Raw genomic sequence first — 25,894 nt, 5'->3', positions numbered from 1 at the left:
GCCCCTGACCGCCTAGGCTGACACGGTGGCGAACAACGTACGCACCCGTCCGAAGAACCGACGAGACTCCATCCTCGCGGTGGCGAGCGCGCGCTTCCATCGGCACGGCTATGTCGGGACCAGCCTGGAGGACATCGCCGGAGACCTCGGCATCACGGCGCCGGCCCTGTATCGGCACTTCCGAGGTAAGGACGCGCTCTACACGGCCGTCCTCGACGCCCACCTGACTCACGTCGAACGGTGTGTCGACGAGGCGGCGTCGGCGGCGGAGGCGATCGCCGGGCTGGCGCGGGTCGCTGTGGAGCGTCCCACGCTCGGCATGGTGTGGAACACCGATCGGCGACGCCGCCTGGTCGACCCGGACCACGCCATCCAGCGAAGGCTGGTGGCGACCGCCGACAAGCTCGGTGCGCTGCTCGGAGATGGGGAGGCGGGGGAGCTGGAACGCTTGTCGGCTCGTGCCGTGCTGGCCGCGACCTCGAGCACAGGCTTCTACTCCTCGCCGCTCGGACCGGAGGGCCAGGCGGCTGAGCTCGAGCGGGCGTTGACCGCCGTCGCGACCTTCCGCAACACCGAGGAGCTCCTGGATCTCGAGGTGGCCGGGGAGGGGATCGATTCTCGGCCCTGGGCGACCCGTCGCACCGTGCTGCTCGACGCGGCCTCGTTCCTGATCGTCGAACGTGGCGGCTTCCACGCGGTGACCATCGAGGACATCGCCACTGCGGCAGGCCTCGGTCCGAACGTGCTCTATCTCCACTTCGAAGGCAAAGCGGATCTCCTTGCCGCCGTGCTCGACCGTGCGGCGACCTGGCTGGTCGGCGCCCTCGAGCGGGAGTCCTCATCATCGGCCACCGCCGAGGAGGCGCTGGCCCGGGTCATCACGTCGTCCTTGGAGATCGGAGCGAGGCATCCGTCGTGGACGAGCACCCTGGCCGACGAGCTCGCGAACCTGCCCGACCCCTGGTTCGCCGACCTGACGGCGCGAGTCGAGGCCTATCTCGAGGAGTGGGTCGCCCTCGCCGCTGCCAACGCCCCTGGGCTGTCGATCGAGGCCGCGCAGGTGCGGATCCGTGCTGCGCTCGCCGTCCTCGACGACCGGGCGCATGAAGCGAAGGAACGTCGCGTGCTGGCGCCCGACGACATGGTGAGACTCATCCGAGCCATGCTCATAAGTTAACGAGTAGAATTTGCCGCGGTGCTAGTAACTCCTATTGAGAGCCGTCATTGACGATGTTAAGTTAATGATCAACTTCCAGGAGGTACATCGTGGTGCGCACTCAGACAGTCGTCGGCACAGATCGAGGCGCCGTTGCGGGCGTGGGGGAGCGAGGAGCCTTCCGGTTCCGCGGCATCCCGTTCGCCGCGGCACCGTTCGGCGAGAACCGCCTTCGGCCCCCGGCCCCGGTCGCTCCGTGGGAAGGGGTGCGGGATGCCGCCGAGATCGGCGTGGGGGTGCCGCAGGCGCGGTTCCCGGAGGACCCCTTCGATGGCTACTTCAACCCTCTCCGTCAGGGGGAGAACTGCCTGACGCTCGAGGTCGTGACGCCTGATCCCGGCGCAGCCGGGCTGCCGGTGATGGTGTGGATCCACGGCGGCGGATTTCTCACCGGCACCGGTTCGGCACCGGCGCACGATGGCGCGACGTTCGCCCGGGACGGCGTCGTTCACGTCGGGATCAACTACCGCCTCGGCGCGGACGGGTTCACCTTCTTCGACGACGGCATCGACAACCTCGGCCTCCTCGACCAGATCGCAGCGCTGGAATGGGTGCAGCGCAACATCGCCGCGTTCGGAGGGGATCCGGATCGGGTGACGGTCTTCGGTCAGTCAGCAGGTGCCATCGCCGTCCTCGACCTGATGGCGATGCCGGCAGCGTCGGGACTCTTCGTGCGAGCGATCGCGATGAGCGGCTCACCCGCCGTCTCCGTGGATGCCGGCGCGGCGCTGCGGGCGACCCGCCGGTTCGCCGAGCGGCTCGGCACAGACCCGACTCGTGGGGCCTTCGCGGCGCTCCCGCTCGATCGACTCCTCGCCGGGACTCTCCCGATGGCGCTGGAGTTCATGGACTTCACCCGGTGGGGCGCGGAGTCGTTCACGGTGAGCCCGTTCCGCGCCGTGCACGGCACGGCGAGCATGCCGCAGGACCCCCTCGCGGCCGCGGCGGGCTCCGGCGTACCCCTGCTGACCGGAACGACACGCAACGAGACGTCCGGCTTCCTGACCGCCCTCGGCCTGCTGCCCGAGCTGCCGACCGATGTCGGCGAGACGATCCTGGCTCTGCTGGGAGCCGACCAGGGCGTACGCAGCGGCTACTCCGACCGCGGACTCGGTCTCGACGCGACGACCGCTCTGGTCGAGGCGGCCTGGACGGACTGGGTGTTCCGGATCCCGACGCTCGACCTCGTCGACCGGCGGGTGGCGGCGCAGCAGGCACCGTCCCATGTCTACGAGTTCCACTGGGAGAGTCCGTCGCTGCCGCCGGGGCTCGGCGCCAACCACGCGCTGGACGTGCCGTTCATGCGCGACGACCTGGCGGCCGTACACAAGATCGGACCGGCGGGCGATGGGCTGGTCGGGGAGACGCCGCCGCAGGTGCTCGCCGACGAGATGCATCGTGCGTTCGTCGACTTCGCCTGCACCGGCGACCCGGGGTGGGCGGCCTACGACGCCACGACGCGACCGACGATGATCTTCGACGCGGAGAGCGCCGTGCGGGAGGACCCCGCGGCAGCCGAGCGTCGGGCCTGGGCGGGGAAGCGATGACGACCGCGGAGCCGGCGAACCGTACGGTCGCCCAGCTGCCCGGGGTCGGAAGCCTCGGCGGGCTGATGGCGGCGTACTTCGGGGTCCAGTTCTTCGTCAACGTCACCAACGGCGCGGTGGTCAACTCGCTGATCCCCAACCTCATCGCCCAGCTGGCGCCGCAGGACAAGGTGGCGATCCTCGGCGGGGTGGGGGCGATCGGCGCGGTCGTCGCGCTCGTCGTGCAGCCGGTCTGGGGCCTGCTCTCCGATCGCACCAGGTCACGGTGGGGTCGGCGCGCGCCGTGGATCCTCGGCGGTGTGATCGGCTTGTCGGTCTCGTTCCTCGGGCTCACCGCCGTGGGATCGGTCGCCATGGTGCTGGTCGCCGCGGCGTTCATCGCACTCTTCTACGCCATGGTCGCCGGGCCGCTTGCCGCGGTGGTGCCTGATCGAACCCCGGAGTCGCGGCGGGGCGTCTTCTCCGCGCTCGGCTCGCTGGGCATCTTCGTCGGAGCCCTGCTCGGCATCGTCTTCGCCTCGGCGTTCGTGAGCACCCTTGCGACGGGGTTCGCCGTGATGGGAGTCGTGGTCCTGGTCGGGGGTCTCCCGTTCGCGCTGTGGTTGCGTGAGCGACCGGTGGATGCTGAGGGAACGCCGGGACGCCCCGCGGAACGCGCCACCGTCGCCGAGACCCTCAAGAGCTTCGCGATCGACCCGAGGGAGCACCCCGACTTCTTCTGGGCGTTCTTCGCACGGTTGGTGCTCATGGTCGGCTACTGGTCGATCGTCTCGTTCCAGCTCTACATCCTCGACGACTACATCGGCCTGGGGCTCGCGAAGGCCAACGAGCTCTTCCCGGTCACCACGACGATCCTCTTCCTCGGAATCATCCTGGCGGTCGTTCCGTCAGGGCTGGTCTCCGACCGGATCGGCCGTCGCAAACCCTTCGTCGTCGTCTCCTCGATCATCGTCGCGGCGAGCACGATCGTGCCGATCCTGTGGCCGACCGTCACCGGTGCCCTGGTGTCGGTGGCCGTCGGCGGGCTCGGCATCGGGATCTACTTCGCCGTCGACCAAGCCCTGATGACGCAGGTTCTGCCCGACGCCACGAGTGCGGGCAAGGATCTCGGCGTCCTCAACATCGCCCAGGCCGGCGGCCAGGTCCTCGCTCCTCTGGTGGCCAGTCTCGTCATCGGGTTCTCCGGCTACGCCGCGCTGTACGCCTTCTCGACGGTGATGGCGGTGCTCGCTGCCCTCGCGATCCTGCCGATCAGGTCGGTGCGGTGACCAGCAGGCGGGTGGCGAGGTCGGCGACGTCCTCCCACCCGCCGGCGAGCAGGTGCGGGGCGCGGGCGAGGTCGTTGATGATCTTGAGCACCGCATGCACCTCGATCCGCAGCTCTGCGACCGACCGATCCCCGTCCAGGTCCCGAGCCAGGTGCACCCACTCGTCGACGTAGTCGCGCTGAGCCTGGATGAGTGGCGCGGCGTGCTCCTCGGGCAGGTTCCGGGTCTCGGTCAGCAAGACGTCGACGACATGCGGGTGCCGAAAGGCGAAGCGGGTATAGGAGCCGATGATCTCGGTCAGTGCCTCGCGGGGCGTCGCCGACTCGACGAGCGCCTCCTCGATCGTCATCTGCAGATAGGCGTTTCCGCGCGTCAGCGCCGTGACGAGCAGATCCGACTTCGTGGGGAAGTACTCGTACAGACTGGAGGCACGCATCCCCAAGGCATTCGCGATCTGCTCCATGCTCACCGACGCGTACGTCCGCTCGGCGAAGAGCTCCGTCGCACGCCTCAGGACCTGCTCCCGCTTCGACCGCCTGCCCAACCGCGAGACCCCGTCCGCGGGAACCGTGACGCTCGACGTCGCCGGTGCCGACCACGACCGGGTCAGCGCGAGGACGCGACGTGCGAGCCCTGCGAGAGACCGGTCGAAGGTGGGACGCGGCAGCTCGGTGTGGTGGAACGAGGGACTCAGCAGGACGGCCAGCACGGCGGAGGCCGGGCCCGCGGACCCGGTGCCGCCGGAGCCGCCGGAGTCCGGTTGCGTGGTGAGCCACGAGATGAACCGCGCCCGGGTGTCGGCCATCGCGGCGTGGGCCGCGTCTCGCTCGGCGTCCGGCAGGTGCCGGGCCTCTCGCTCCCACAGAACGCCGAACGGGCGATGGTCGAGCCCGAACCCGGCCAGCGTGACCATGTCGGCCTCGATGCCGCCGGACAGGTCGGCGAGCGCGGTGTCGAAGGCGTCGATCGCCTCCGTCACTGCGCACGCCAGCACCTCCTGCTTGCTCTTGAAGTGCCGATACAGCGCAGAGGGACCGACTCCGACCGCGGCGGCGAGATCGCCCATGCTCACGTGCTCGTAGCCGCGAGCGGCGAACAGCTCGGCGGCCGCCTCGAGGATGAGCGAGCGACGGTTCGGTGGCCGTGCCGCGACAGTACGCCGCTGAGTCGAGGTCACCTCAACCGCCTTCCGTGGTCCGTCCGGTCATCCCAGCTGGAGCGATCGGCCGACGATCTCCTTCATGATCTCGGTCGCGCCACCATAGATGCGGGAGACCCGCGCGTCCGCGTACGCGCGGGCGATCGGATACTCCAGCATGTAACCGTAGCCGCCGTGCAGCTGCACGCATGCGTCGACCACGCGTCCTTGCAGCTCGGTGCTCCACCACTTCGCCTTGGCCGCGTCGACCGCCGACAGGGAGCCGTCGTTGAGAGCGGTGATGCAGCGATCGACGTACGTCTGGGTGATGTCGACCTCGGTCACGAGCTCCGCCAGTCGGAACCGGGTGGCTTGCAGGGCGCCGATCGGTGTGCCGAAGGCCTTGCGGCTGCGCACGTACTCCTGCGTCCACTCCAGTGCGGCGGCGGCCTGTGCCAGCGCGCTGACGGCGAGCGAGAGACGCTCCTGCGGGAGGTTGCGGGTCAGTCCGAAGAACCCGGTGCCTTCCTCTCCGAGCAGGTTGCCCACCGGCACACGTACGTCGGTGAAATGGAGCTCCGCGGTGTCCTGGACGTGCATTCCCAGCTTGTCCAGGTTGCGGCCACGCTCGAACCCGGCCATGCCGCGCTCGATGACGAGCAGGCTGATGCCCCGGTGCGGGTCCTCGCCGGTCCGAACGGCGGTCACCACCAGGTCGGCGTTGATGCCGTTGGTGATGAACGTCTTCGACCCGTTGACCACGTAGTGGTCGCCGTCGCGCACGGCGCGCGTGGCGATGCCGGACAGATCGGACCCGGTGCCGGGCTCGGTCATGGCGATCGCCGCGATGGTCTCGCCGCTCGCGATCCCGGGCAGCCATCGCCGCTTCTGGTCCTCGTCGGTGAGGTCGATCAGGTAGGGCATGCACACGTCCGACTGCAGGCTCGGGCCCAGGGCGGCAGGTGCGACCGAGGCGTGTGCGGCCTCCTCGAGCCAGACCGCGTTGTAGCGGAAGTCGGTGACCCCTGCGCCCCCGTACGCCTCCGGCACCGCTGCGAAGACGCCGAGGTCGGCGGCCTTGGTGAAGAGCTCGCGCGGGACGATGCCGGCGCGGTCCCACTCGTCGTAGTGGGGGACGATCTCCTTGGCGAGGAACGTACGGACACTGTCGCGGTAGGCGTCGTGCTCGGCCTCGAACAGGTTGCGTTTCATCGGCACTCCCTCAGAGCATGAAGCCACCGCCGCAGACCAGGGTCTGGGCGCTGACGTAGTCGGACTCGGGCAGGCACATCAGGTAGACGGCGCCGGCGGCCTCGGCCGGGGTCCCGGCACGTCCCAGCGGGATCATCGCCTCCATCGTGTCGAGCAGCTGCGGGTTCATGCCCACCTTGATGGCGTTGCCGTCGACGTCGATGGTGGACTCGGCGCTCGCGGTCGCCTCGGTGAGGCGCGTCCTGACCAGCCCGAAGGCCACGGTGTTGACCGTGACGTTGTAGCGCCCCCATTCCTTGGCCAGCGCCTTGGTCAGACCGGTCACCCCTGCCTTGGCGGCGGCGTAGTTGGTCTGGCCCGCGTTGCCGCCCAGTCCGGCGATGGAGGAGATGTTCACGACCTTGCGACACGGGACCGCGTCACCGGCCGCCTTGGCCTCCTGGACGGACCGCGCGATGACGGGCTGGGCTGCCCGCAGGATCCGGAACGGCGCCTTCAGATGGACGTCCAAGATGGCGTCCCACTGCTCGTCGGAGAGCTTCTGGATGACCGAGTCCCAGGTGTAGCCGGCGTTGTTGACGATGATGTCGAGGCCGCCGTACGTGTCGACGGCGGTGCCGACGAACCTGTCTGCGAAGTCGGTGTCGGTGACGTTGCCGACGCACGCGACCGCCTCGCCGCCGTTCTCGACGATCGCCGCGACGGTCTCCGCCGCGGGATCCGCGTCCAGGTCGTTGACGACGACCTTGGCGCCTTCCGAAGCGAGCTTGAGCGCGATCTCCCGCCCGATCCCGCGCCCGGACCCGGAGACGAGCGCGATCTTTCCGTGCAGTGTGGTCATGTGAATCTTCCTTCGGTGGTTGTCCGGGCTCATCAGGCGCGGGTGTCGATGACGGCGTGGCCGGTCAGGGTGGTGGTGCCGTCGGCCAGGCTGACGACGAGGTCGAGAGTCGTCTCGTCCCCGTCGACGGCGACGACCCGTGCGGTGCAGTTCGGCACGCTGTGGAGTGGAGTGACTGCGGCGAAGCGCACGCCGTAGGAGCGGATGCTCGCCTGCGGGAAGTTCGCGGTCAGCAGGCGCCCGAGGTAGGCCATCGACAACATCCCCTGGGCGAAGACGTCCTCCAAGCCCGCCGTCCGGGCGACGTCGATGTCGATGTGGATCGGGTTGTGGTCGCCGGATGCTCCCGCGAAGAGGGCGAGCGTCGTACGGGAGATCTCCGGTTCGGTACGCGGCGCCAGCTCGGCTCCGACCTCGAGAGATGTCATCGCTCCTCCTGGGGGTAGCGGACGACGATGGTCGAGGTGGCGGTCGCGACGAGCTCGGTGCCTCGTCGGATGTCGGTGCGCTTGCGGAGGATGTCCATCGAGCCGCCCCGCTTGCTCGTCACGTCGAGGACATGTGACTCGAGCGTCAGGGTGTCGCCGGCGTACGCCATCGCGTGGTAGTCGAAGTGCTGCTCGCCGTGCAGGACATGGCGCAGGTCGACGCCGAGCGCGTCCAGATAGGCGAACGGGTCCGGTCGCTCGAGGTCGAGGCTGAAGAAGAACGTCGTCGGCACCGGCAGGTCGCGATGCCCGTGCTGTCGGGCGACCTCCACGTCGGTGTACTGCGGGTCGGTCTCGCCGATGGACTTCGCGAAGAACCGCAGGCGCCCGCGTTCGACCTCGACGGTGATCGGCGCGATCTCGAGTGCCCGGGCGGCATCAGGATCAACGGGCATGGGCGTCCGCCTTCTCGTAGAGGGTGACCACGGCCGCGCCGCCGAGACCGATGTTGTGCTGCAGGGCGAGGCTCGTGCCATCGACCTGCCTGCTCTCGGCCTGGCCACGCAGCTGCCAGGTGAGCTCGGCGCACTGCGCGAGCCCGGTGGCTCCCAGGGGATGGCCCTTGGAGAGCAGCCCGCCGGAGGGGTTGGTGACGACCTGTCCGCCGTAGGTGTTCTCGCCCTCGAGGATGAACTTCTCCGCGGTTCCCTCGGGCGTCAGGCCGAGGGCCTCGTAGCTGAGCAGCTCGTTGGCGGTGAAGCAGTCGTGCAGCTCGACGACCCTGATGTCGGTGGGGGAGACGCCCGAGGCCTCGTAGACCTGCTGGGCAGCCGTGCGCGACATGTCGTAGCCGACCAGCTTGGTCATGTCGCCGGCGAAGCTGGTGACGACGTCGGTGGTCATGGCCTGGGCGGCGATCCGGACATCGGTCCGCAGCCCGTGCTGCCGAGCGAAGGCTTCCGAGGTCACCACGGCTGCAGCGGCGCCGCAGGTCGGCGGGCAGCACTGCAGACGGGTGAGCGGCCCGTAGATGTGCGGGCTGTCGAGCACCTGCTCGACGCTCACCTGGTCGCGGAAGACGGCGTAGGGGTTGTTGGCCGCGTGCTTGCGCGCCTTGACCGCGATGGCTGCGAAGGTCTCCGGCCGGGTGCCGTACCTCTCGGCGTACGCTGCGCCGGCTCCGCCGAAGAGCTGAGCGGCGAACGGTGCGTCACTTTCGCCCTGCGCCTCATGGGCGACCGCGCTGAAGGCAGCGAACGGATCCGGTCGGTCGGCCCACTTGGAGCCGATGGCGCCGCGTTCCATCTGCTCGAAGCCGAAGGCGAGGACGCAGTCGGCCGCGCCGCTCTCGACCGCCTGACGTGCGAGCCACAGCGCCGAGCTGCCGGTCGAGCAGTTGTTGTTCACGTTGATGACCGGCATCCCTGTCATCCCCACGCCGTACAGGGCCTTCTGGCCGCTCGTGGAGTCGCCGTAGACGTAGCCGGCATAGGCCTGCTGGACCTGGTTCAGCTCGATGCCGGCGTCGAGCAGGGCGGCGCGTACGGCCGCCTGTGCCATGACGTCATAGGGCTTGCTCCGGCTCGGGGTGGCGAACGGGACCATCCCGACGCCGGTGATGTACGCAGAACTCACGATCTGCACCTTTCATCCGAATGAAGATTCACTTCACTATGACAAACCCTTGACTGAGAAAGCAACAGAGACGCAGAATGTGAGCGGCATCACCCTTATACAGATTCACTCAGTGCTCGTCGAGGAGCCCGTATGAACATCACCCAGACCTTGCACGGCGCTCTCCAGCGGAGCCCCGAACGCATCATCACGATCTGTGGCGACCGCACTCGCACCGTCGCGGAGTCGGCCGACCGGATCGCTCGTCTCGCCGGCGCGCTCCGCTCGCTGGGGATCCAGGACGGTGACCGCATCGGCATCTACGCACTCAACTCCGACCGCTACCACGAGCTGCTGCTGGCCGTGCCGTGGGCCGGCGGGGTGGTGAACCCGGTGAACATCCGGTGGAGTCCTGCCGAGGTCGCCTACTCGCTCGTCGACTGTGGGACCGACGTCCTGTTCGTCGACGACGCCTTCGCGGGGGCCGTCGGGACGCTGAAGGCCAAGGCGCGGAACCTGGCCACCGTCGTCTTCTGTGGGGACGGGCCGACGCCGGAGGGGATGGTGGGCTACGAGCAGCTCATCGAGGATCACGACCCGGTCGAGGACGCCCGCAGGGGAGGCGATGACCTCTTCGGCGTCTACTACACCGGTGGGACGACCGGGAACCCCAAGGGAGTCATGCTGTCCCACGACAACCTGCTGAGCTCCGCGATGGGCAGCATGGTCACGGCCGACATCCTGACGCGGGGAGGCAACCTGCTGCACGCGGCGCCGATGTTCCACCTGGCAGACATCGCCGCGTGGAGCATCGGCATGCTCACCGGCTCGACCCACGTGATCGTGCCCATGTTCACGCCGGAGGGGGTGCTCGACGCCGTCAGTCGCCACCAGGTGACCGACACCCTGCTGGTGCCGACGATGATTCAGATGCTGGTGGACTCGCCCCTTGCTGACGGGGCCGACCTGGCCAGCCTCCAGCGGGTGGTCTACGGCGCATCACCAATGCCGCAGGGTGTGCTGGACCGTGCCCGGAAGACGTTCGCCAACGCCCGCTTCACCCAGGCGTACGGCATGACGGAGCTGTCGCCGATCGCGACCCTGCTGACCGCCGAGGACCATGACGACCCCGGTCTCACCCGCTCGTGCGGACGCCCGACGTCCTGCTCCGAGCTGCGCATCGTCGACCCGGACGACAACGAGGTGCCTCGGGGCACCGTCGGTGAGGTGGTCGTGCGCGGCGATCACGTCATGCAGGGCTACTGGAACCAGCCGAAGACCACCGCGAGTGCGCTGCGCAACGGGTGGATGCACACCGGCGACGGCGCCTACATGGACGAGCGCGGCTACGTCTTCATCGTCGACCGGATCAAGGACATGATCGTCACCGGAGGCGAGAACGTCTTCTCCGCCGAGGTGGAGAACGCCCTGACGCAACACCCTGCCGTGGCGAGTTGCGCGGTGATCGGTGTGCCCGACCCGGACTGGGGTGAGCGGGTGCACGCCGTGATCGTTCTGCGCTCGGACGACAGGCCCACCCTCGAGGAGCTCCGCGACTTCGGCCGTGAGCTCATCGCCGGCTACAAGCTGCCGCGCAGCGTGGCCTTCGTCGACGCCCTCCCGCTGTCCGGGGCGGGGAAGATCCTCAAGCGCGAGCTGCGCGAGGAGCACTGGGCCGGGGCCGAACGGGCCGTCAACTAGGTGGAGGGGCTTCTCATGCGAGGGCAGGACATGACCATCCGGACAGCGCGACGAGCGGCGGTCGCAGGCATCGCGGCGATCTTGGCGGCTGTGCCGCTCGCTCCTCTCGACACGGCGACGGCATCCGCGCAGGGCCACGTCGGACCGACGAGTGCCGTGGTCGCCGACCTGGCGCCGTACGGCATCGGGCGCGAGGGCAACGTGGAGGTGACGATGCGCGACGGCACGGTGCTGCGAGCCAACCTCTACTATCCGACGGAGCTCGAGACGGGCGCCGCCGCCGAGGGGCCCTTTCCGGTGCTGCTGACGTCCACGCCGTACGGCAAGGACCAGGGAGACACCGACCCGACCAAGGGCGACGGTCTGATGGGGAAGGCCGACTACCTCATCGAGCGGGGCTATATCCACGTCGTCCTCGACGTACGTGGCACCGGCGCGTCCGAGGGGGACTGGTCGTTCAACCAGCCGATCGAGGCGCAGGACGGCGTGCAGGTCGTCGACTGGGCGGCCTCGCTGCCGCACAGCAACGGGAAGGTCGGCCTGATGGGCCAGTCCTACGCCGGGATCAACCAGTTCTCGCTCGCCGCCGCTGTCGGCCACGACTCACCGCTGAAGGCAATCCTGCCGGGAGTGCCGGCCGACGACCTCTACCGCGACGCCATGACCCTGGGCGGTGTCCCGGACCCGTTTCTTCCGATCGCCTACAACGCGGCCAACGTCCCGCTGGTCTATCAGAACGCCATCGCGGGTCTGGTGTCGCCTGACGCCACCGAGGAGGACGTACAGGACCTGGTGAAGGTGCTCGTCGACCACACGGGTGCGGTCGGGATGCTCCCGGTGGCTGATGTGACACTGGGTGGGCCGAAGGCGTTCGACTCGGCGTACTGGGCCGAGCGCCGCCCGCACTCCAAGCTCCAGGACGTCGTCGACAACGACATCCCCGCGCTCGTCCTCGGCGGCTGGAAGGACGCCTTCCAGCGGGGCGGACCGCTGCTGTACGCCGGTCTGCAGAACGCGGCGGCCGGACGCCCGGTGGACGGTCCGATGACCAGGACCCAGCCGGTCTCGCCGAAGTACCAGCTCATCGAGGGGCCGTGGTACCACGCCTCCATGGGGTTGGAGCCCATCGAACCGCGCCTGGACATCCAACGGGTCGCCCTGCGCTGGTTCGACCACTGGCTGAAGGGCAAGCAGAACGGCGTCGGTCGGACGCAGAACCCGTTGCGCAGCTATGACCTGACCAGCCACGAGTGGACCGAGACCTCCACCTACCCGTTCCCCGGCACGACCTACGAGAAGTTCTACCTCGACGCCGGTCCTACCGGGACCATCGCCTCGAGCAACGATGGTTCCCTCACTCGCGCGAAGCCGAGGGCCGAGGGCAGCGACCGGATCGTGTGGTCGAACGCGCCCGGCTGTACGCCGTCGATCAGCCAGTTCATGCTGATCGGCAACGATGTGCAGGAGTCGGCGAAGCTCGGGCTGCCGGAGAACCCCTGCAACCTTGACAGCCGGCCGGTGCAGGTCGGGCCGGCGGCAGCGACGTACACGACAGAACCGTTCACGGAGGGCAGGACGCTGGCGGGCCCGATCGCTGCCCGGATCTTCGCGTCCGCCACCACCACCGACAGCCAGTGGGTGGTGCGGGTCGACGACGTCGCACCCGACGGCACCTCGCGCCCGCTCTCCCGCGGCGGGCTGCTCGGGTCGCATCGGCGGCTCGATACGGCGAAGACCTGGACGGCCGCCGACGGGTCCCCGACGCTGCCCTACCACCCGCACGACAGCGCCAGCTCGACCCCGGTGTTCCCCGGCGCGCTCACGCGCTACGACGTCGAGGTGTTCGGTGTGCAGGCGACGATCGCGGCAGGACACAGGATCCGGGTCACGGTCTCGAGCGGAGACTCACCGGCGGTGCTGCCGACGCTGTTGCAGACCCTGCAGCTCGCCGGCGGCGTCTACGACATCCAGCGCGGCGCCGCCGCCGCGTCCTACGTGCAGCTGCCGTTCACCTCGGGGCAGGTAGCGCCGTGCGCGGACCAGCTCATGTGTCCGGGCAGGAACGACTAGGCAGTAGCCGCTTGTCCGGTGACGGCTGCGCGGGTGTGCTCGAGGGCACGCTCGCGCAGCGCCGTGCCACCGCCGGTGACGATGCCGATGCTGAAGCCGTCCCACATCGCCCGTAGGCGCTCGGAGACGGCTTCTGGGTCGGGCACCTCGGGGAGCGCGGCCGCGAAAAGCCGGACCAGGTCGGCGTGCCACTCGTCGTCCATCGCGTGCTGGGCGGCGGCGAGCTCGGCGTCGTACGGCGCCCGTGCCCACAGCTCGAGCCAGAGCAGCCAGCGCGGGTCGCGCTCGTCGAGGGCGAGGTAGACGTCGGTGAAGGCCAGCAGCGCCTCGACCCCGCCGGAGCCGGAGGCCTCGACCTTCTCCAGGAGGGGCGCTCGCTGCGCCGCGTACTCGCTCTCGCTCCAGCGCAGGGTCTCGAGGAGCAGGCCGTTGCGGGTGCCGAAGTAGTAGAGGAGGTGGCCGCCGCTGGTGCCGAGCCGGGCGGCGAGGGAGGCCATCGTGACCTTGGCGAGCCCTTCCTCGGCCACCATCTCCAGGGTGGTCGCGAGCACCTGCTCGCGGGGTCGTTCCAGGCGTCGGTTGGAGCGTGTGCGCGTCACCTCGACAGTGTCTCCTCGTGCTCGCGTGGCGAAATCTTCGGGCTCACCCCTTGACTCTAGCGGTGATCTGGGTCACTTTGAATGCCGTTCAAAGTTTTGTACAGCGTTCAAAACTCGCTGTACCCTCATCCCCAAGGAGACCCGCGATGATCGAATCCATGCAGGTGAGCCCGGACGAGGTGAAGCCGGCGCAGGAACGGCACCGGCTCGCCCGGGTGCTCGGACCCGGCGCCGCCGTCCTGCTGGTGCTCTCGTGCATCACGCCTGCCTCGAGCCTGTTCATCATCGTCCCGGAGCTGTTCGCGACCCAGGGGAGCGGCGCGGTGCTGGCCGTGGTCGCGGGCTTCGCGGTCTCGATCGCGATCGCCGCGTGCTACGCCGAGCTCGGCACCCGCACGGCCAGCTCCGGCGGCGAGTACGCGATGGTCACCCAGACCCTCGGCAGGTCGATGGGCTGGCTGACGTTCTCCCTGGCGGGCGTGCTGCTCTGGCTCATCCCACCGATCTTCGCGCTCGGCACCGCCGACTACCTGGCCGACCTGGTGGAGCTGCCGCGGGCCGCGACCGGTGCGATCGTGATGCTCCTCTCGACCGCCACGGCGATCCTCAACATCAAGGCCAACGCCGTCGTCACCGGCACCTTCCTCGCCCTCGAGATGATCGCCGCCGTCGTCGTCACGGTCCTCGGGCTCGGCCACGTCCAGCGCGGCCCCGGCGAGCTGGTCTCGCCGCACGTCATCGGTGAGAACGGCCTGGAGCCCTTCACCCTGGCGATCCTCATCTCCGGTCTCGCGGTGAGCACGTTCCTGGTCAGCGGCTTCGGCACCACCGTCTACCTCTCCGAGGAGATCGTGGACCCGCGCCGCAACGTCGCCCGCGTCATCTTCTGGACCCTCAGCCTGGGCGGTCTGGTGATCCTCGTCCCGACCGTGACCACGGTCCTCGCGGTCGACGACCTCAGTGACCTCGCCTCCGGCAGCTTCTCCCAGTGGGTCGCCGCCTGGGGCGGCGAGCGCGTCGCGGTCGCCGTGAACGTCGCCATCGCCATCGCGATCCTCAACGCCGTCATCGTGATGGTGCTGCAGAACGCCCGGGTCGTCTACGCCTCTGCGCGCGACCGCTCCTGGCCGGCACCGGTCAACGGTGTCCTCACCAAGCTGCACCCCCGCTACGCCACCCCGTGGCTCGCCACCCTCGTCATCGGCATCCCCGGCGCGATCCTCGCCGGCGCGGTCGAGATCGAGGCGCTGCTCGGGGTGACCTCGGTGGTCATCTCCACGATGTACGTCGTCGTCGCGATCGCCGCGCTCCGTGCCCGCCGCCGTGGCCACGCTGCGCAGGGCTGGCGGATGCCGCTGTGGCCGCTGCCGCCGCTGATCGTCATCGGCGCGATCGGCTACGCGCTGGCCGGCTCCGCGCGGACGGACGTCCTGATCACGGCCGGGATCGTGGTCGCCGCCCTCGCCTACTACCACCTCTACCTCGCCCGACGGCCCGGCGAGCGGTTCCTCGTCGTCGACCCGACCGAGGATTAGACACATCCACCACCACAATCGAACGAGAGAAGAACGCCATGGCTCGCTACGGAACCCAGTTCGGCCCCGACATCACCTTCCTGGGTGTCGACCGGTGTGACTGGGCCGACCCCGCGACGTACGAGGGTGCCGATGTGGTCATCCTCGGCGCCCCCTTCGACGGAGGCACCTCGCACCGGTCGGGCACCCGGTTCGGCCCGCAGTTCATCCGGCAGACCTGCTACCTGGCCCATGACGGATCACGACCCTCGCTGGCGATGCGCGTCGACGCCCTGCAGGACATCCGTGTGCTGGACGCGGGCGACGTGGAGATGTTCTCCGGCGACGCCGAGCGGTCGGTGCGCGACCTGCAGGAGGCCGTGCACGCCGTGACGAGCAACGGCGCCATCCCGCTGGTGCTCGGCGGCGACCACACGATCGCCTGGCCCGATGCCGCCGGTGTCGCCCAGCACCTCGGCCAGGGCCGCGTCTCGATGATCCACTTCGACGCCCACGCCGACACCGGGGACATCGAGTTCGGCTCGCTGATCGGGCACGGTCAGCCGATGCGCCGGCTCATCGAGTCGGGCGCGCTGCGCGGCGACCGGTTCCTGCAGATGGGGCTGCGCGGCTACTGGCCCGAGCCCGAGACGCTGGACTGGATGGCCGAGCAGGGTATGCGGTCCTACGAGATGACCGAGATCGTCCACCGCGGCCTGGAGGAGTGCCTCACCGAGGCGTTCACCATCGCCACCGACGAGTGCGACGGGGTCTTCCTCTCGGTCGACATCGACGTCTGCGACCCCGGGCACGCCCCCGGCACCGGCACCCCGGAGCCGGGCGGCCTCACCGCCCGTCAGCTGCTCGACGCGGTACGCCGGATCGCCTACGAGCTGCCGGTGGTCGGCATCGACGTCGTCGAGGTGTCCCCGCCGTACGACCACGCCGACATCACCTCGTTCCTCGCCAACCGGGTCGTCCTCGAGGCCCTCTCGGGCATCGCCCGCCGCAAGCGCGACCAGGCCGACGGGACCCGCTGGGACCCGAGCCTCCCGCTGCTCGCCCAGCGTCCTGACCAGCGTCCCGACCGGCGCCCCACCGACACCGACAAATAGGAGAACTGACATGACCACCCACGACGTGATCGTGGTCGGCGCCGGCGTGACCGGCCTGACCGCGGCCTGGCGGCTCGCGCAGGCGGGCCAGGACGTACTCGTCCTGGAGGCGCGCGACCGCGTCGGCGGCCGGCTGCGGACCGAGGCGCACGGCGCTCCCGGGTCCGAGGCCGACTTCGAGATCGGCGGCCAGTGGGTCTCGCCCGACCAGGACGCCCTCATCGGGATCCTCGACGAGCTCGGCCTGCCGACCTACCCGCGCTTTCGCGAGGGCGAGTCGCTCTACGTCGACAGGGCCGGGGTCGCGCACCGCTTCGGTGACGACCTGCCGGTCGCTGAGTCCACCTCGGCGGCGATCGAGCAGCTGACCAAGACCCTCGACGGGCTGGCCGCCGCGATGGACCCGGCCCGGCCGTGGGAGCTCGACGACGCAGCTCACCTCGACAGCGTCTCGTTCCGTGCCTGGCTCGAGCAGCAGTGCGACGACCCGGTCGCGGTCGACAACGTCGCCCTCTACATCGGGCCGGCGATGCTGACGAAGCCCGCCCACTCGTTCTCCGCGCTCCAGGCAGTGCAGATGGCCGCCAGCGCGGGGTCGTTCAGCAACCTCGTCGACGCCGACGTGATCCTCGACCGCCGGGTCGTCGGCGGCCTGCAGCGGGTGCCGCTGACCCTCGCCTCGCGTCTGGGCGATCGGGTCCGGCTCGGTCAGGACGTCACCCACATCGAATGGGACGAGGACGGTGCCGTCGTCCACGTGGGTGCCGAGATCCACGCCGCGCGTCGGCTGGTCCTCGCGGTCCCGCCGACCCTGGTCAAGCGGATCCGGTTCAGCCCGGAGCTCCCTGCCGAGCACCGGATCGCCCGCGAGCACCAGTCGTTCGGGCTGGTCATCAAGGTGCAGGCGCGGTACGCGACGCCGTTCTGGCGCGCCGACGGGCTCAGCGGCACCGGCTTCGCGCCCTGGCAGCTGGTCCACGAGGTCTACGACAACACCCCCGAGGGCGAGCCCCGCGGCACCCTGGTCGGCTTCGTCTCCGACGAGCGCGCGGACGCGGTCGGCCGGTGCACCGAGGAGGAGCGCCGGCGGAGGGTGTTGGAGTCGCTGGCCTGCTACTTCGGCGAGGCCGCGCTGGATCCGCTCACCTACGTCGAGAGCGACTGGCAGCACCAGGAGCTCACCGGCGGTGCGTACGGGACGAGCTTCGACCTGGGCGGGCTGACCCGCTGGGGCGCGGTGCTGCGCGAGCCGCTGGGGCCGATCGAGTTCGGCAGCAGCGATGTCGCCGGCCACGGCTTCCAGCACGTCGACGGCGCCGTACGTATGGGGGAGGAGATCGCCGGCCGCATCCTCGCGGATGCAACGTGATCGCAGCGAAGCCGCACCTAGCCTCCGACCTGGCGCGCTCATCGTGGGGGTGAGCGCGCCACCTCGAGAAAGGTCACCCTCCGTATGCGCCTCCTCCTCATGGGACCGCCCGGTGCCGGCAAGGGCACCCAGGCAGCGGTCATCGCCGAGCGTCTCGCCGTGCCCGCGATCTCGACCGGCGACATCTTCCGGGCGAACGTCGCCCAGCGGACCGCGTTGGGGACGGCGGCACAGGCGTACATGGACGCGGGCGAGTACGTCCCGGACGAGATCACCAACGCCATGGTCGCCGACCGGCTGTGCGAGGGCGACTGCGCCGACGGGTTCCTCCTCGACGGCTACCCGCGCACTCCCCAGCAGGTCGCCGAGCTCGACACGATCCTGGACCGGTCCGGCGTCGCGCTCGACGCGGCGGTGCTGCTCGAGGCCGACTCCGACGAGCTGGTGACCCGGCTCCTGGCCCGGTCCGAGGAGCAGGGTCGCGCCGACGACACCGAGTCGGTCATCCGCCGCCGGCTGGAGGTGTACGCCGCCGAGACCGGCCCGCTCGCCGACAGCTACGCCGAGCGCGACCTCCTCGCCGCCGTCGACGGCCTCGGCCCGGTCGACGAGGTCACCGAGCGGATCCTGGCCGCTCTGACGTCGATCTCCGCTCAGCGGACGGCGACGTCGGCGCCGTAGCGCTCGACGCAGAACGCCGAGAGCCGTTCGGCCAGGGCGGAGAGGGCCTCGGCGGCATGGTGCTGCGGGTCCCAGGCCGCGTACAGCCTGATCCGCACGCGCCCGGCGGGGGCCTCGATGTGCAGGGGCAGCAGGCCGAAGCGCGGGTCGTCGGAGACCACCGCGATCCCGCGGCCCGAGGCCGCGAGCGCCTGCGCGACCTGGGCGTTGGACACCTCGAGGACGTCGCCGTAGCCCACGGCGGCGGGGGGGGCCCCCCCCCGCCGGGGGGGGGGGGGGGGGGGGGGGGGGCGCCCCCGCGCCCCGCCGACGACGCCCGAGACCAAGCCCGCGCCGAGTGCCCGTCTGACGTACTTGAACCTGGTGAAGTCCCCCATATTTCGTCACGGTAGTCACAACCGTCACTTAGTTACCAGTGGACTCGCCCAGGCTGCGTCAGGAGTACGCCAGCAGGGTCTCGTCGATCCTCTCCCAGGCAGCACGGAGCTCGGCCAGGTCCTCGGGCCGCTTCCGGGCCAGGTCGGCCTGCTCGCGTACGTCCTCGCTCAGGTCGTAGAGGTGGTCGGTGCCGTCCAGCTGCAGGTACTTGAGCGAGCCGCGGCGCAGCGCCCGCTGTCCGCGCATGCGCCAGAAGAGGTCCTGGGTCTCGCGCGGCCGGCCGCCGAAGAGGAGTGGCACCAGGCTGGTGCCGTCCAGCGGGTAGTCCTGCGCCGGCGTCGCGCCGGCGAGCTCCAGGAAGGTCGCGGTCCAGTCGGTCGTGACCGCGGGCTCGTCGCTGACCTGGCGGCCGGGCAGGGTGCCGGGCCAGCTCAGGATGGTGGGCACCCGGATGCCGCCCTCGTTGAGGCCCGACTTCGCTCCGGTGAACGGCCACACGTTGGAGAACCGCTCGCCGCCGTTGTCGCTGGCGAAGAAGACGACGGTGTCGCGGAGCTGACCGGTGCGCTCGAGCGCCCGGACGACCTGGCCGATCGACTGGTCGAGATCCTCGACCATGGTCTTGTACGTCGCCAGCGAGCCGCCGTCCCGGTGGAAGAGCACGCCGCTCTCCCCGTCCTTGAGCCGGGCGGTCAGCTCGTCGCTGACATCCCTGTCGTCCGGTCCCTCCCAGGGCCAGTGCGGGGTGGTGAAGTTGAGGTTGAGGAGCCAGGGGTCCTGGTGGTCGCGCTCGATGAAGTCGACGGCCTTCTCGGTCACGATCTCGGTGTAGTAGCGCAGGTCCTCGACCTCCACCTCGTCCTCATAGAGGTCGTACGCACCGTTGTGGCTGAACTTCGAGAAGTAGTCGATCCCGCCGGAGAAGTTGCCGAAGAACTCGTCCCAGCCGACCCGGGTCGGGCTGTACCAGGGCAGGAATCCGCAGTGCCACTTGCCGAAGAGCGCGGTCGAGTAGCCCTGCTCCTTGAGCAATGAGGCCAGCGTCGGGTGGTCGAGCGGGATGCCGTGGAGCTTGTTCGGAGAGGCGATGGGCTCCGGCAGCCCGCCGGCCAGGCGACCGGGGTAGCGCCCGGTGTAGAGGCCGAAGCGGGTGGGGGAGCAGACCGAGGAGGCGGAGTACGCATCGGTGAACCGCACACCCGAGGCCGCGAGCCGGTCCAGGTGGGGTGTCTTGATGTCGGGGGAGCCGTACGCGGACAGGTCGGCCCAGCCGAGGTCGTCGCCGAGGATCACCAGCAGGTTGGGCTTGCGCTTGGGCCGGTTGACCTTGCGGGCTCTGAACGGCGTCTCGGCGGCTGCGTTGGCGGGGGTGGCGAGGCCGGTGGCGGCGACCGCGCCGGCTCCGGTGGCGAGCAGGCTGCGTCGGCTGAATGTGCTGGGGGAGGACACCGTATGGCCTTTCTTTAGTGAATAACTAGGAATAGAAGACTAGGTGACCGTCCGACCGGCGGGCGGGGGTCTCGGGTCGCGGACGCGACGGGACGTTGGTCCCGTGGCATCTGGGCCCTAACCAAAGCGGCGTGGCGGCGTTACCTTGGTAAAGAACGGATCGCCAAGGGGGTGGGGACCGGTGCAGCAGCGACGCGATCGGGTGACGCCGGTCCTCTTCGCGATCACGGTCATGCTCGCGCTGACGGTCGCCGGGATCATCCATGTCGCGCACGGCGGCCAGGTGATCGGGCCGTTCGCGGTCGCCGACCAGGTCAGCTCGACCACCAGGCAGGCCAACACGCCCTACGTCTGCTGGGACGGCAACGGCGCCGGCTCCCTGACCCGGTGCCCTGACCCGCGTGGTGCCGACGGTCTGAAGTGGGTCTTTCCGGACTACGAGGACGCCTTCCGGAGCGGCGAGTGCGCCTCGGGCGAGACCGGCGAGGGCGACCCTTCGACAAGCTCAGGACATCGCCTCTTCATCGAGTGCTCGATGTCCTGGCGCGGCACCCCGGTCTACCTCCACTACGCCTACTGGAGCGAGTGGCGCACCGGCCAGAGGAAGTACACCGCCACCGGTTCGACCCCGATGATCGAGCAGCGCTCCGACGGCGCGATGTCGCTCTCCTGGCGCCCGCGCCGATTGCCCACCCCGCACGGCCAGGCCTCCTGGGTCACCGCCGAGATGGTGGAGGGTCACGGCTGGAGCGTCGCCGCCTACGCCGGCGACGGTGAGGTCGCCCGGCAGGCGCTCGAGGAGTTCGGTGAGATCCGCGACCTGCGGGAGTGGCGCGGGCTGCCCCGCTGAGGACTCGGGGGATTGGGCACTTCTGACGTAGATTTCTGCCCGTGACCGAGACTTCGTCCGCTGCCGTTGCGTCCGATCTTCCGCTCCTGGACACCGTGCACCACGCTGCCGGTGACCCCGACCGCGAGCAGCCCTGGGCCGAGCTCGGCCTGAAGGAGGACGAGTACGCCGAGATCAGGCGCATCCTCGGCCGCCGGCCGACCGGCGCGGAGCTGGCGATGTACTCGGTGATGTGGTCGGAGCACTGCTCCTACAAGTCCTCCAAGGTGCACCTGAAGCAGTTCGGCGAGATCCCGCAGGAGACCCCGGCCGGCAAGATGCTCGCCGGCATCGGTGAGAACGCGGGCGTGCTCGACGTCGGCCAGGGCTACGCGGTCACCTTCAAGGTCGAGTCGCACAACCACCCGAGCTATGTCGAGCCGCACCAGGGCGCCGCGACCGGTGTCGGCGGCATCGTCCGCGACATCCTCGCGATGGGCGCGCGGCCGGTCGCCGTCATGGACCCGCTCCGCTTCGGTCCGCTGAGCGAGCCGGACACCCACCGGGTGCTGCCCGGGATCGTCTCCGGGGTCGGCCACTACGGCAACTGCCTGGGCCTGCCGAACATCGGCGGCGAGGCCGTCTTCGACGCCTCCTACCTCGGCAACCCGCTGGTCAACGCCCTCTGTGTCGGCGTGCTCCGCCACGAGGACCTCCACCTCGCCAAGGCGTCGGGCGCTGGCAACCTGGTGATCATGTACGGCGCGCGCACCGGTGGCGACGGCATCGGCGGCGCCTCCATCCTGGCTTCGGTGGAGTTCGACGAGGACGGTCCCGCGAAGCGACCGAGCGTCCAGGTCGGCGACCCGTTCATGGAGAAGCTGCTGATCGAGTGCACCCTCGAGCTCTTCGCGGCCGGCATCGTGCGCGGCATCCAGGACTTCGGCGCGGCCGGCATCTCGTGCGCCACCTCCGAGCTCGCCGCCGCCGGTGACGGCGGCATGCACGTCGAGCTGACCAAGGTCCCGCTGCGCGACTCGACGCTCGCGCCGGAGGAGATCCTGATGAGCGAGTCCCAGGAGCGGATGATGGCCGTCATCGCGCCCGAGGACGAGGCCACCTTCATGGCCATCTGCGACAAGTGGGACGTCGAAGCCGCCACGATCGGCACCGTCACCGGCGAGGGCCGGCTCCGCGTCGACTGGCACGGCGAGCCGATCGTCGACGTCGACCCGCGCACCGTCGCCCACGACGGCCCGGTCTACGAGCGCCCCTACGCCCGCCCGTCGTGGCAGGACGCGCTGCAGGCCGACGTCGCCGAGAAGCTCCCGCGCGCGGCCTCTGCCGACGAGCTCCGCGAGACCGTTCTGAAGCTGGTCGCCTCGGAGAACCTGTGCGACAAGTCCTGGATCACCGAGCAGTACGACCGCTACGTGCGCGGCAACACCGTCCTCTCCCAGCCCGCCGACGGCGGCATGATCCGTGTCGACGAGTCGACCAACCTCGGTGTCGCGCTCGCCACCGACGCCAACGGTCGCTTCGCCAAGCTGGACCCCTACGCCGGTGCCCAGCTGGCCCTGTCCGAGTCCTACCGCAACGTCGCCTCCGTCGGTGCCAAGCCGCTGGCCATCTCCGACTGCCTCAACTTCGGCTCCCCGGAGGACCCCGACGTGATGTGGCAGTTCGCCGAGGCCACCCGCGGTCTGAAGGACGCCTGCCTCGAGCTCGGCATCCCGGTCACCGGCGGCAACGTCTCCCTCTACAACCAGACCGGCGAGGTCGCCATCCACCCGACGCCGGTGGTCGCGACGCTCGGTGTGATCGAGGACGTCACCACGCGTACGCCTTCGGACTTCCAGGCGGCCGACGAGGTCGTCGTCCTCCTCGGTGAGACCCACGAGGAGCTCTCCGGCTCGGAGTGGGCCCACGTCGTCCACGGCCACCTCGGCGGGCTGCCGCCGAAGGTGAACCTGGCGGCGGAGAAGGCGCTCGCCGAGCTGCTGCTGGAGGCGCGCTTCGTCACCTCCGCCCACGACCTCTCCGACGGTGGCCTGATGCAGGCGCTGGCCGAGCCGGCGATGTCCGCAGGGCTAGGCGTCTCCGTCACGCTCGCCGGCGACCCGTTCGTCGCGCTCTTCTCGGAGTCGGTCGCCCGTGCGCTCGTCACCGTCAAGGCCGACGACGTCGAGCGGCTCACCTCGCTGGCCGAGCGCCACGGGGTGGCGGCGACGAAGCTCGGTGTGACCGGCGGCGCCACCTACTCGATTGCCTATGACGGCGGCAGCGTCGAGATCCCGCTCGAGGAGCTCACCGGCGTCTGGCGCTCGACCCTGCGGGACGCACTGGCCTGACGGTCGGTGCGGTCGGCTCGCCGGCGCGGCTTGCGGTGGATGATCCACTCGGCGATCAGCAGGTTCACGACCCAGCTGACCCAGGCCGAGGCCGCGGCGGCGCTGGCGAGGGTGGGGTCCTCGGTGCCGAGGTCGGCGCCGGTCATGACCTCGGGCACGAAGACCATGATCATCACCATCCCCCAGAAGCGGTTGGCGACGATCGAGAACGCCATCGCATAGCTGCGGTACATCCATTCGCGGTGGTCCTTGAACCGCCGCTGCCGCGCGGCACGGTAGCCCTGCACGGTGAACAGCAGGAACAGCACGGCTAGGAACGTGTTGCCGACCTGCTGGGACGGTCCGGCGGCGGGGAACTGGCTGGTGACCAGCGCCGCCAGGCCCGTCGGGATCGCGGTGATGACATAGGTGCGCCCGGTCCAGCGGTGCACCTTCGGGTGGTTGTTGCGAAGCCACGGCCACAGCTGGAGTACGCCGCAGCAGAGCATCACCGAGCCGAAGAAGATGTGCATCACCAGCGCCGGGTAGAACGCCGGGCCGCGGTCGGTGGGAACGAGCGACTGCGACGGGTCCAGGCCGACATACCGCGGCAGCGCCGTCACCAGGAAGATCACCGTCGCGGCGGCCAGCGGGAAGACCCACCATTGGCGCACCAGGGGTCGTGTCGAAGTGCTCATGAACCGTCCGATCTAATAGCGTATGAGGTTAACTGTTTATAGGGTACGCAGATAGAGAAGGCGGTCAACCCGTTTCTGGAAGGAGCAGTGCATGATGGACGCGATGAGTTCCGAACTGATCCCTCGTCTGTGGGGCAAGCCTCCGGCCGGCCGGCGCGGCCCCAAGCCGGCGCTGAGCGTCGCCCAGATCGTCGAGGCCGCCTACGCCATCGCCGACGAGCAGGGCCTTGCCGCCGTCTCGATGGCCCGGGTCGCCGAGGCGGCGGGCTGCTCGCCGATGGCCCTCTACCGCCACGTGAAGAACAAGGACGAGCTGCTCATCCTGCTCGCCGACCGCCTCTGCGCGGACCTGCCCGCGCCGCCGCGAGACCTCGACTGGCGCGAGGGCCTGGCGGCCTGGATGCGTGCGCAGGTCGACCTGGCGCTGAGCAAGCCGTGGTTCCTGGACCTGCCGCTCGCCGCCACGCTCCCGGGGCCGAACCGGCTCGCCTGGATCGACCTGGGGTTCTACTACCTGCGCGAGGTGGCTCTGCCCGCGGAGGAGAAGCTGGCGATCCTGGGGATCATCTCCCAGTACGGCCTGGGTGAGGCTCGGGTCGAGGTCGAGGCGGCTCGGTTGGCGGAGAACCCCTTCGCGACCTTCGAGCAGATGCTCGTGACGTACGCGGATCCGGAGCGTTTCCCGCATCTGATGGCGTCGATGGCCACCTGGCGGCCCGCCGAGTCGGGCGAGGGATCCGACTCCGATGACCCCTCGGCCTTCGGGCAGGGCCTGCTGATGGCTGGGATCGCGGCCCACATCGAGCGCCACGTCGGGCGCAGCACTCCTGAGTAAAGGTAGATACCCTGGCGGGGATGTTCCCCCACCTGCATCGCCCCGCGTCCTATGTCCTCGCCCTGCTGCTGGCGGCTGCCGCGCTGCTCGTCAGCGCTGGTCCGGCCTCCGCGGGGGAGGGCGGGACGATCAAGCGGCTCGCGAACACCGCTCGTTCTGACGCGGGACTGGGCCCGCTGACGCGCGACTCCGCGCTCGACGGGCTGGCGCGGAAGTGGGCCTACAAGATCGCCGCCGACGGAGCGCTCTCGCACAACCCTGACCTCGCCGAGCAGGTGCCGGAGGGGTGGCAGGGGATCGGGGAAAACGTCGCCATGGGCTATCCGACCGGTGCCGAGATGCACAAGGGCTGGATGAACTCCGACGGGCACCGGGCCAACATCCTCGGCGACTACACCCACATCGGGATCGCCTTCGTGGTGGTCGACGGCACCAGCTGGGGCGTCCAGGTCTTCGCGAAGTACCCGCCGGGCGTGCGGCCGACTGCGAAGCCGAAGGCCACCACGCCGGCGCCGACCGCTCCGGCGACGACCGAAGCTCCTCGTGAGACCCCGAAGCCCAAGAAGTCGGCGACCGCGTCGCCGACCCCGTCGCGTACGCCGTCCGCCTCCGCATCGCCGTCGAAGTCGACGTCGCCCTCGGCCTCGGCGTCACCGTCCGAGTCCGAGTCGGCGCTCGCGGGCGACGACTCGGAGACCGCCGGCCCGGTGACCTTCAGCGACGCCTCGGACGGTCCGGCTCCCACCTCCAGCGGGCTGTTCGGGATCGGGTACGTCGAGATGGCTGTCGGGGTGCTCGGGCTCTCGGGGCTGGGTCTGCTCATCGCCTTCCTGCTGGCTCGTCGCCGGCGCCGCGAACGGCTCCGGCGCGACCTGGAGGCACCTCCCGCGCGGCACGTCCGCCCGCACCCTGGCGGCCCGGTCTACCGGGGCCAGGTGCACCCGGCGGGTCCCGGCCACCCCAACCCGGGCCGCCAAATCCCGCGCCCGAGCCCGCGCCCGAACCCCGGTCGCCCCGGCAACCCCGGTCCTCCGTATCCCGGCGACAACCGCCAGTGGTGAC

General features: G+C 69.9%; 23 protein-coding genes. 13 read left to right on the top strand and 10 right to left on the bottom strand.

Features of this window, described 5'->3' with window-relative positions; all coding sequences use genetic code 11:
- The first annotated feature begins 25 nt into the window (after window positions 1-25).
- The 3 genes from ACFV9G_RS11295 to ACFV9G_RS11285 all read left to right on the top strand — a co-directional run bounded on the left by ACFV9G_RS11295 (window position 26) and on the right by ACFV9G_RS11285 (window position 4,031).
- Window positions 26-1,177, top strand: a complete 1,152-nt coding sequence (locus tag ACFV9G_RS11295; RefSeq protein ID WP_378727574.1) for a TetR/AcrR family transcriptional regulator — start codon at window positions 26-28, stop codon at window positions 1,175-1,177.
- Between the two features lie 92 nt (window positions 1,178-1,269).
- Window positions 1,270-2,763, top strand: a complete 1,494-nt coding sequence (locus ACFV9G_RS11290; RefSeq protein ID WP_378727573.1) for a carboxylesterase/lipase family protein — start codon at window positions 1,270-1,272, stop codon at window positions 2,761-2,763.
- A complete protein-coding gene (locus ACFV9G_RS11285) occupies window positions 2,760-4,031 on the top strand; it encodes an MFS transporter (protein WP_378727572.1) in 1,272 nt (423 codons plus the stop codon). Before ACFV9G_RS11290 ends, ACFV9G_RS11285 begins: the two co-directional genes overlap by 4 nt.
- Here the strand turns inward: ACFV9G_RS11285 and ACFV9G_RS11280 are convergent.
- From ACFV9G_RS11280 to ACFV9G_RS11255, 6 genes are read right to left on the bottom strand one after another with little or no spacing between them, the layout of a single operon-like run.
- Entirely contained in the window at window positions 4,015-5,208 is a 1,194-nt protein-coding gene (locus ACFV9G_RS11280) for a TetR/AcrR family transcriptional regulator (RefSeq protein WP_378727571.1), read from the bottom strand. The two genes, ACFV9G_RS11285 and ACFV9G_RS11280, sit on opposite strands and share 17 nt — an antisense overlap.
- 27 nt (window positions 5,209-5,235) lie before the next feature.
- Complete coding sequence (locus ACFV9G_RS11275) at window positions 5,236-6,381, bottom strand: acyl-CoA dehydrogenase family protein (protein ID WP_378727570.1); 1,146 nt, start codon at window positions 6,379-6,381, stop codon at window positions 5,236-5,238.
- Between the two features lie 10 nt (window positions 6,382-6,391).
- Entirely contained in the window at window positions 6,392-7,222 is an 831-nt protein-coding gene (locus tag ACFV9G_RS11270) for an SDR family NAD(P)-dependent oxidoreductase (protein WP_378727569.1), read from the bottom strand.
- A 32-nt stretch (window positions 7,223-7,254) separates the two neighbouring features.
- Window positions 7,255-7,650, bottom strand: coding sequence for a MaoC/PaaZ C-terminal domain-containing protein (locus tag ACFV9G_RS11265; protein WP_378727568.1), 396 nt, complete (start codon window positions 7,648-7,650; stop codon window positions 7,255-7,257).
- Entirely contained in the window at window positions 7,647-8,105 is a 459-nt protein-coding gene (locus ACFV9G_RS11260) for a MaoC family dehydratase N-terminal domain-containing protein (protein ID WP_378727567.1), read from the bottom strand. Before ACFV9G_RS11260 ends, ACFV9G_RS11265 begins: the two co-directional genes overlap by 4 nt.
- On the bottom strand, window positions 8,095-9,285 hold the full coding sequence (locus tag ACFV9G_RS11255) for a lipid-transfer protein (protein ID WP_378727566.1): 1,191 nt from the start codon (window positions 9,283-9,285) through the stop codon (window positions 8,095-8,097). Before ACFV9G_RS11255 ends, ACFV9G_RS11260 begins: the two co-directional genes overlap by 11 nt.
- A gap of 132 nt (window positions 9,286-9,417) precedes the next feature.
- Here ACFV9G_RS11255 and ACFV9G_RS11250 point away from each other — a divergent pair, with 132 nt between their 5' ends.
- Together ACFV9G_RS11250 and ACFV9G_RS11245 are read left to right on the top strand one after the other, a co-directional pair.
- Entirely contained in the window at window positions 9,418-10,965 is a 1,548-nt protein-coding gene (locus tag ACFV9G_RS11250) for a long-chain-fatty-acid--CoA ligase (protein ID WP_378727565.1), read from the top strand.
- 30 nt (window positions 10,966-10,995) lie between these two features.
- A complete protein-coding gene (locus ACFV9G_RS11245) occupies window positions 10,996-13,035 on the top strand; it encodes a CocE/NonD family hydrolase (protein ID WP_378727564.1) in 2,040 nt (679 codons plus the stop codon).
- Here ACFV9G_RS11245 and ACFV9G_RS11240 read toward each other — a convergent pair.
- Window positions 13,032-13,634, bottom strand: coding sequence for a TetR/AcrR family transcriptional regulator (locus tag ACFV9G_RS11240; RefSeq protein WP_378727563.1), 603 nt, complete (start codon window positions 13,632-13,634; stop codon window positions 13,032-13,034). The genes ACFV9G_RS11245 and ACFV9G_RS11240 overlap by 4 nt on opposite strands.
- A gap of 146 nt (window positions 13,635-13,780) precedes the next feature.
- Here ACFV9G_RS11240 and ACFV9G_RS11235 point away from each other — a divergent pair, with 146 nt between their 5' ends.
- The 4 genes from ACFV9G_RS11235 to ACFV9G_RS11220 all read left to right on the top strand — a co-directional run bounded on the left by ACFV9G_RS11235 (window position 13,781) and on the right by ACFV9G_RS11220 (window position 18,313).
- Window positions 13,781-15,169 carry an APC family permease gene (locus tag ACFV9G_RS11235; RefSeq protein ID WP_378727562.1) on the top strand — a complete coding sequence of 463 codons (1,389 nt, stop codon included), beginning with the start codon at window positions 13,781-13,783 and terminating at the stop codon, window positions 15,167-15,169.
- 38 nt (window positions 15,170-15,207) lie between these two features.
- Window positions 15,208-16,263, top strand: a complete 1,056-nt coding sequence (gene speB / locus ACFV9G_RS11230; protein ID WP_378727561.1) for an agmatinase — start codon at window positions 15,208-15,210, stop codon at window positions 16,261-16,263.
- Window positions 16,264-16,273: 10 nt separating this feature from the next.
- Window positions 16,274-17,632 carry a flavin monoamine oxidase family protein gene (locus tag ACFV9G_RS11225; RefSeq protein ID WP_378727560.1) on the top strand — a complete coding sequence of 453 codons (1,359 nt, stop codon included), beginning with the start codon at window positions 16,274-16,276 and terminating at the stop codon, window positions 17,630-17,632.
- Between the two features lie 84 nt (window positions 17,633-17,716).
- Complete coding sequence (locus ACFV9G_RS11220; RefSeq protein WP_378727559.1) at window positions 17,717-18,313, top strand: adenylate kinase; 597 nt, start codon at window positions 17,717-17,719, stop codon at window positions 18,311-18,313.
- Here the strand turns inward: ACFV9G_RS11220 and ACFV9G_RS11215 are convergent.
- Window positions 18,286-18,552: a hypothetical protein gene (locus ACFV9G_RS11215; protein ID WP_378727558.1), complete on the bottom strand. Its 267-nt coding sequence runs from the start codon at window positions 18,550-18,552 to the stop codon at window positions 18,286-18,288. The two genes, ACFV9G_RS11220 and ACFV9G_RS11215, sit on opposite strands and share 28 nt — an antisense overlap.
- A 196-nt stretch (window positions 18,553-18,748) precedes the next feature.
- Window positions 18,749-20,140 carry a sulfatase-like hydrolase/transferase gene (locus tag ACFV9G_RS11210; protein ID WP_378727557.1) on the bottom strand — a complete coding sequence of 464 codons (1,392 nt, stop codon included), beginning with the start codon at window positions 20,138-20,140 and terminating at the stop codon, window positions 18,749-18,751.
- Window positions 20,141-20,321: 181 nt separating this feature from the next.
- Here ACFV9G_RS11210 and ACFV9G_RS11205 point away from each other — a divergent pair, with 181 nt between their 5' ends.
- Both ACFV9G_RS11205 and purL read left to right on the top strand, forming a co-directional pair.
- Window positions 20,322-20,990, top strand: coding sequence for a hypothetical protein (locus ACFV9G_RS11205; RefSeq protein ID WP_378727556.1), 669 nt, complete (start codon window positions 20,322-20,324; stop codon window positions 20,988-20,990).
- 41 nt (window positions 20,991-21,031) lie between these two features.
- Window positions 21,032-23,320: a phosphoribosylformylglycinamidine synthase subunit PurL gene (gene purL / locus ACFV9G_RS11200; RefSeq protein ID WP_378727555.1), complete on the top strand. Its 2,289-nt coding sequence runs from the start codon at window positions 21,032-21,034 to the stop codon at window positions 23,318-23,320.
- Here purL and ACFV9G_RS11195 read toward each other — a convergent pair.
- Window positions 23,239-23,997: a DUF2306 domain-containing protein gene (locus ACFV9G_RS11195; protein ID WP_378727554.1), complete on the bottom strand. Its 759-nt coding sequence runs from the start codon at window positions 23,995-23,997 to the stop codon at window positions 23,239-23,241. The two genes, purL and ACFV9G_RS11195, sit on opposite strands and share 82 nt — an antisense overlap.
- A gap of 103 nt (window positions 23,998-24,100) precedes the next feature.
- On the opposite strand from ACFV9G_RS11195, the gene ACFV9G_RS11190 reads away from it, so the two are divergent.
- Entirely contained in the window at window positions 24,101-24,832 is a 732-nt protein-coding gene (locus tag ACFV9G_RS11190; protein ID WP_378727553.1) for a TetR/AcrR family transcriptional regulator, read from the top strand.
- A 20-nt stretch (window positions 24,833-24,852) separates the two neighbouring features.
- Window positions 24,853-25,893: a CAP domain-containing protein gene (locus tag ACFV9G_RS11185; RefSeq protein ID WP_378727552.1), complete on the top strand. Its 1,041-nt coding sequence runs from the start codon at window positions 24,853-24,855 to the stop codon at window positions 25,891-25,893.
- The last annotated feature ends 1 nt before the right edge of the window (window position 25,894 follow it).

This window comes from Nocardioides sp. NPDC059952, assembly GCF_042730435.1.
In the GTDB taxonomy this organism is placed as follows: domain Bacteria; phylum Actinomycetota; class Actinomycetes; order Propionibacteriales; family Nocardioidaceae; genus Nocardioides.
The sequence above is the reverse complement of the archived record's forward strand: the minus strand, read 5'-3'. Positions and strand labels throughout refer to the sequence as shown.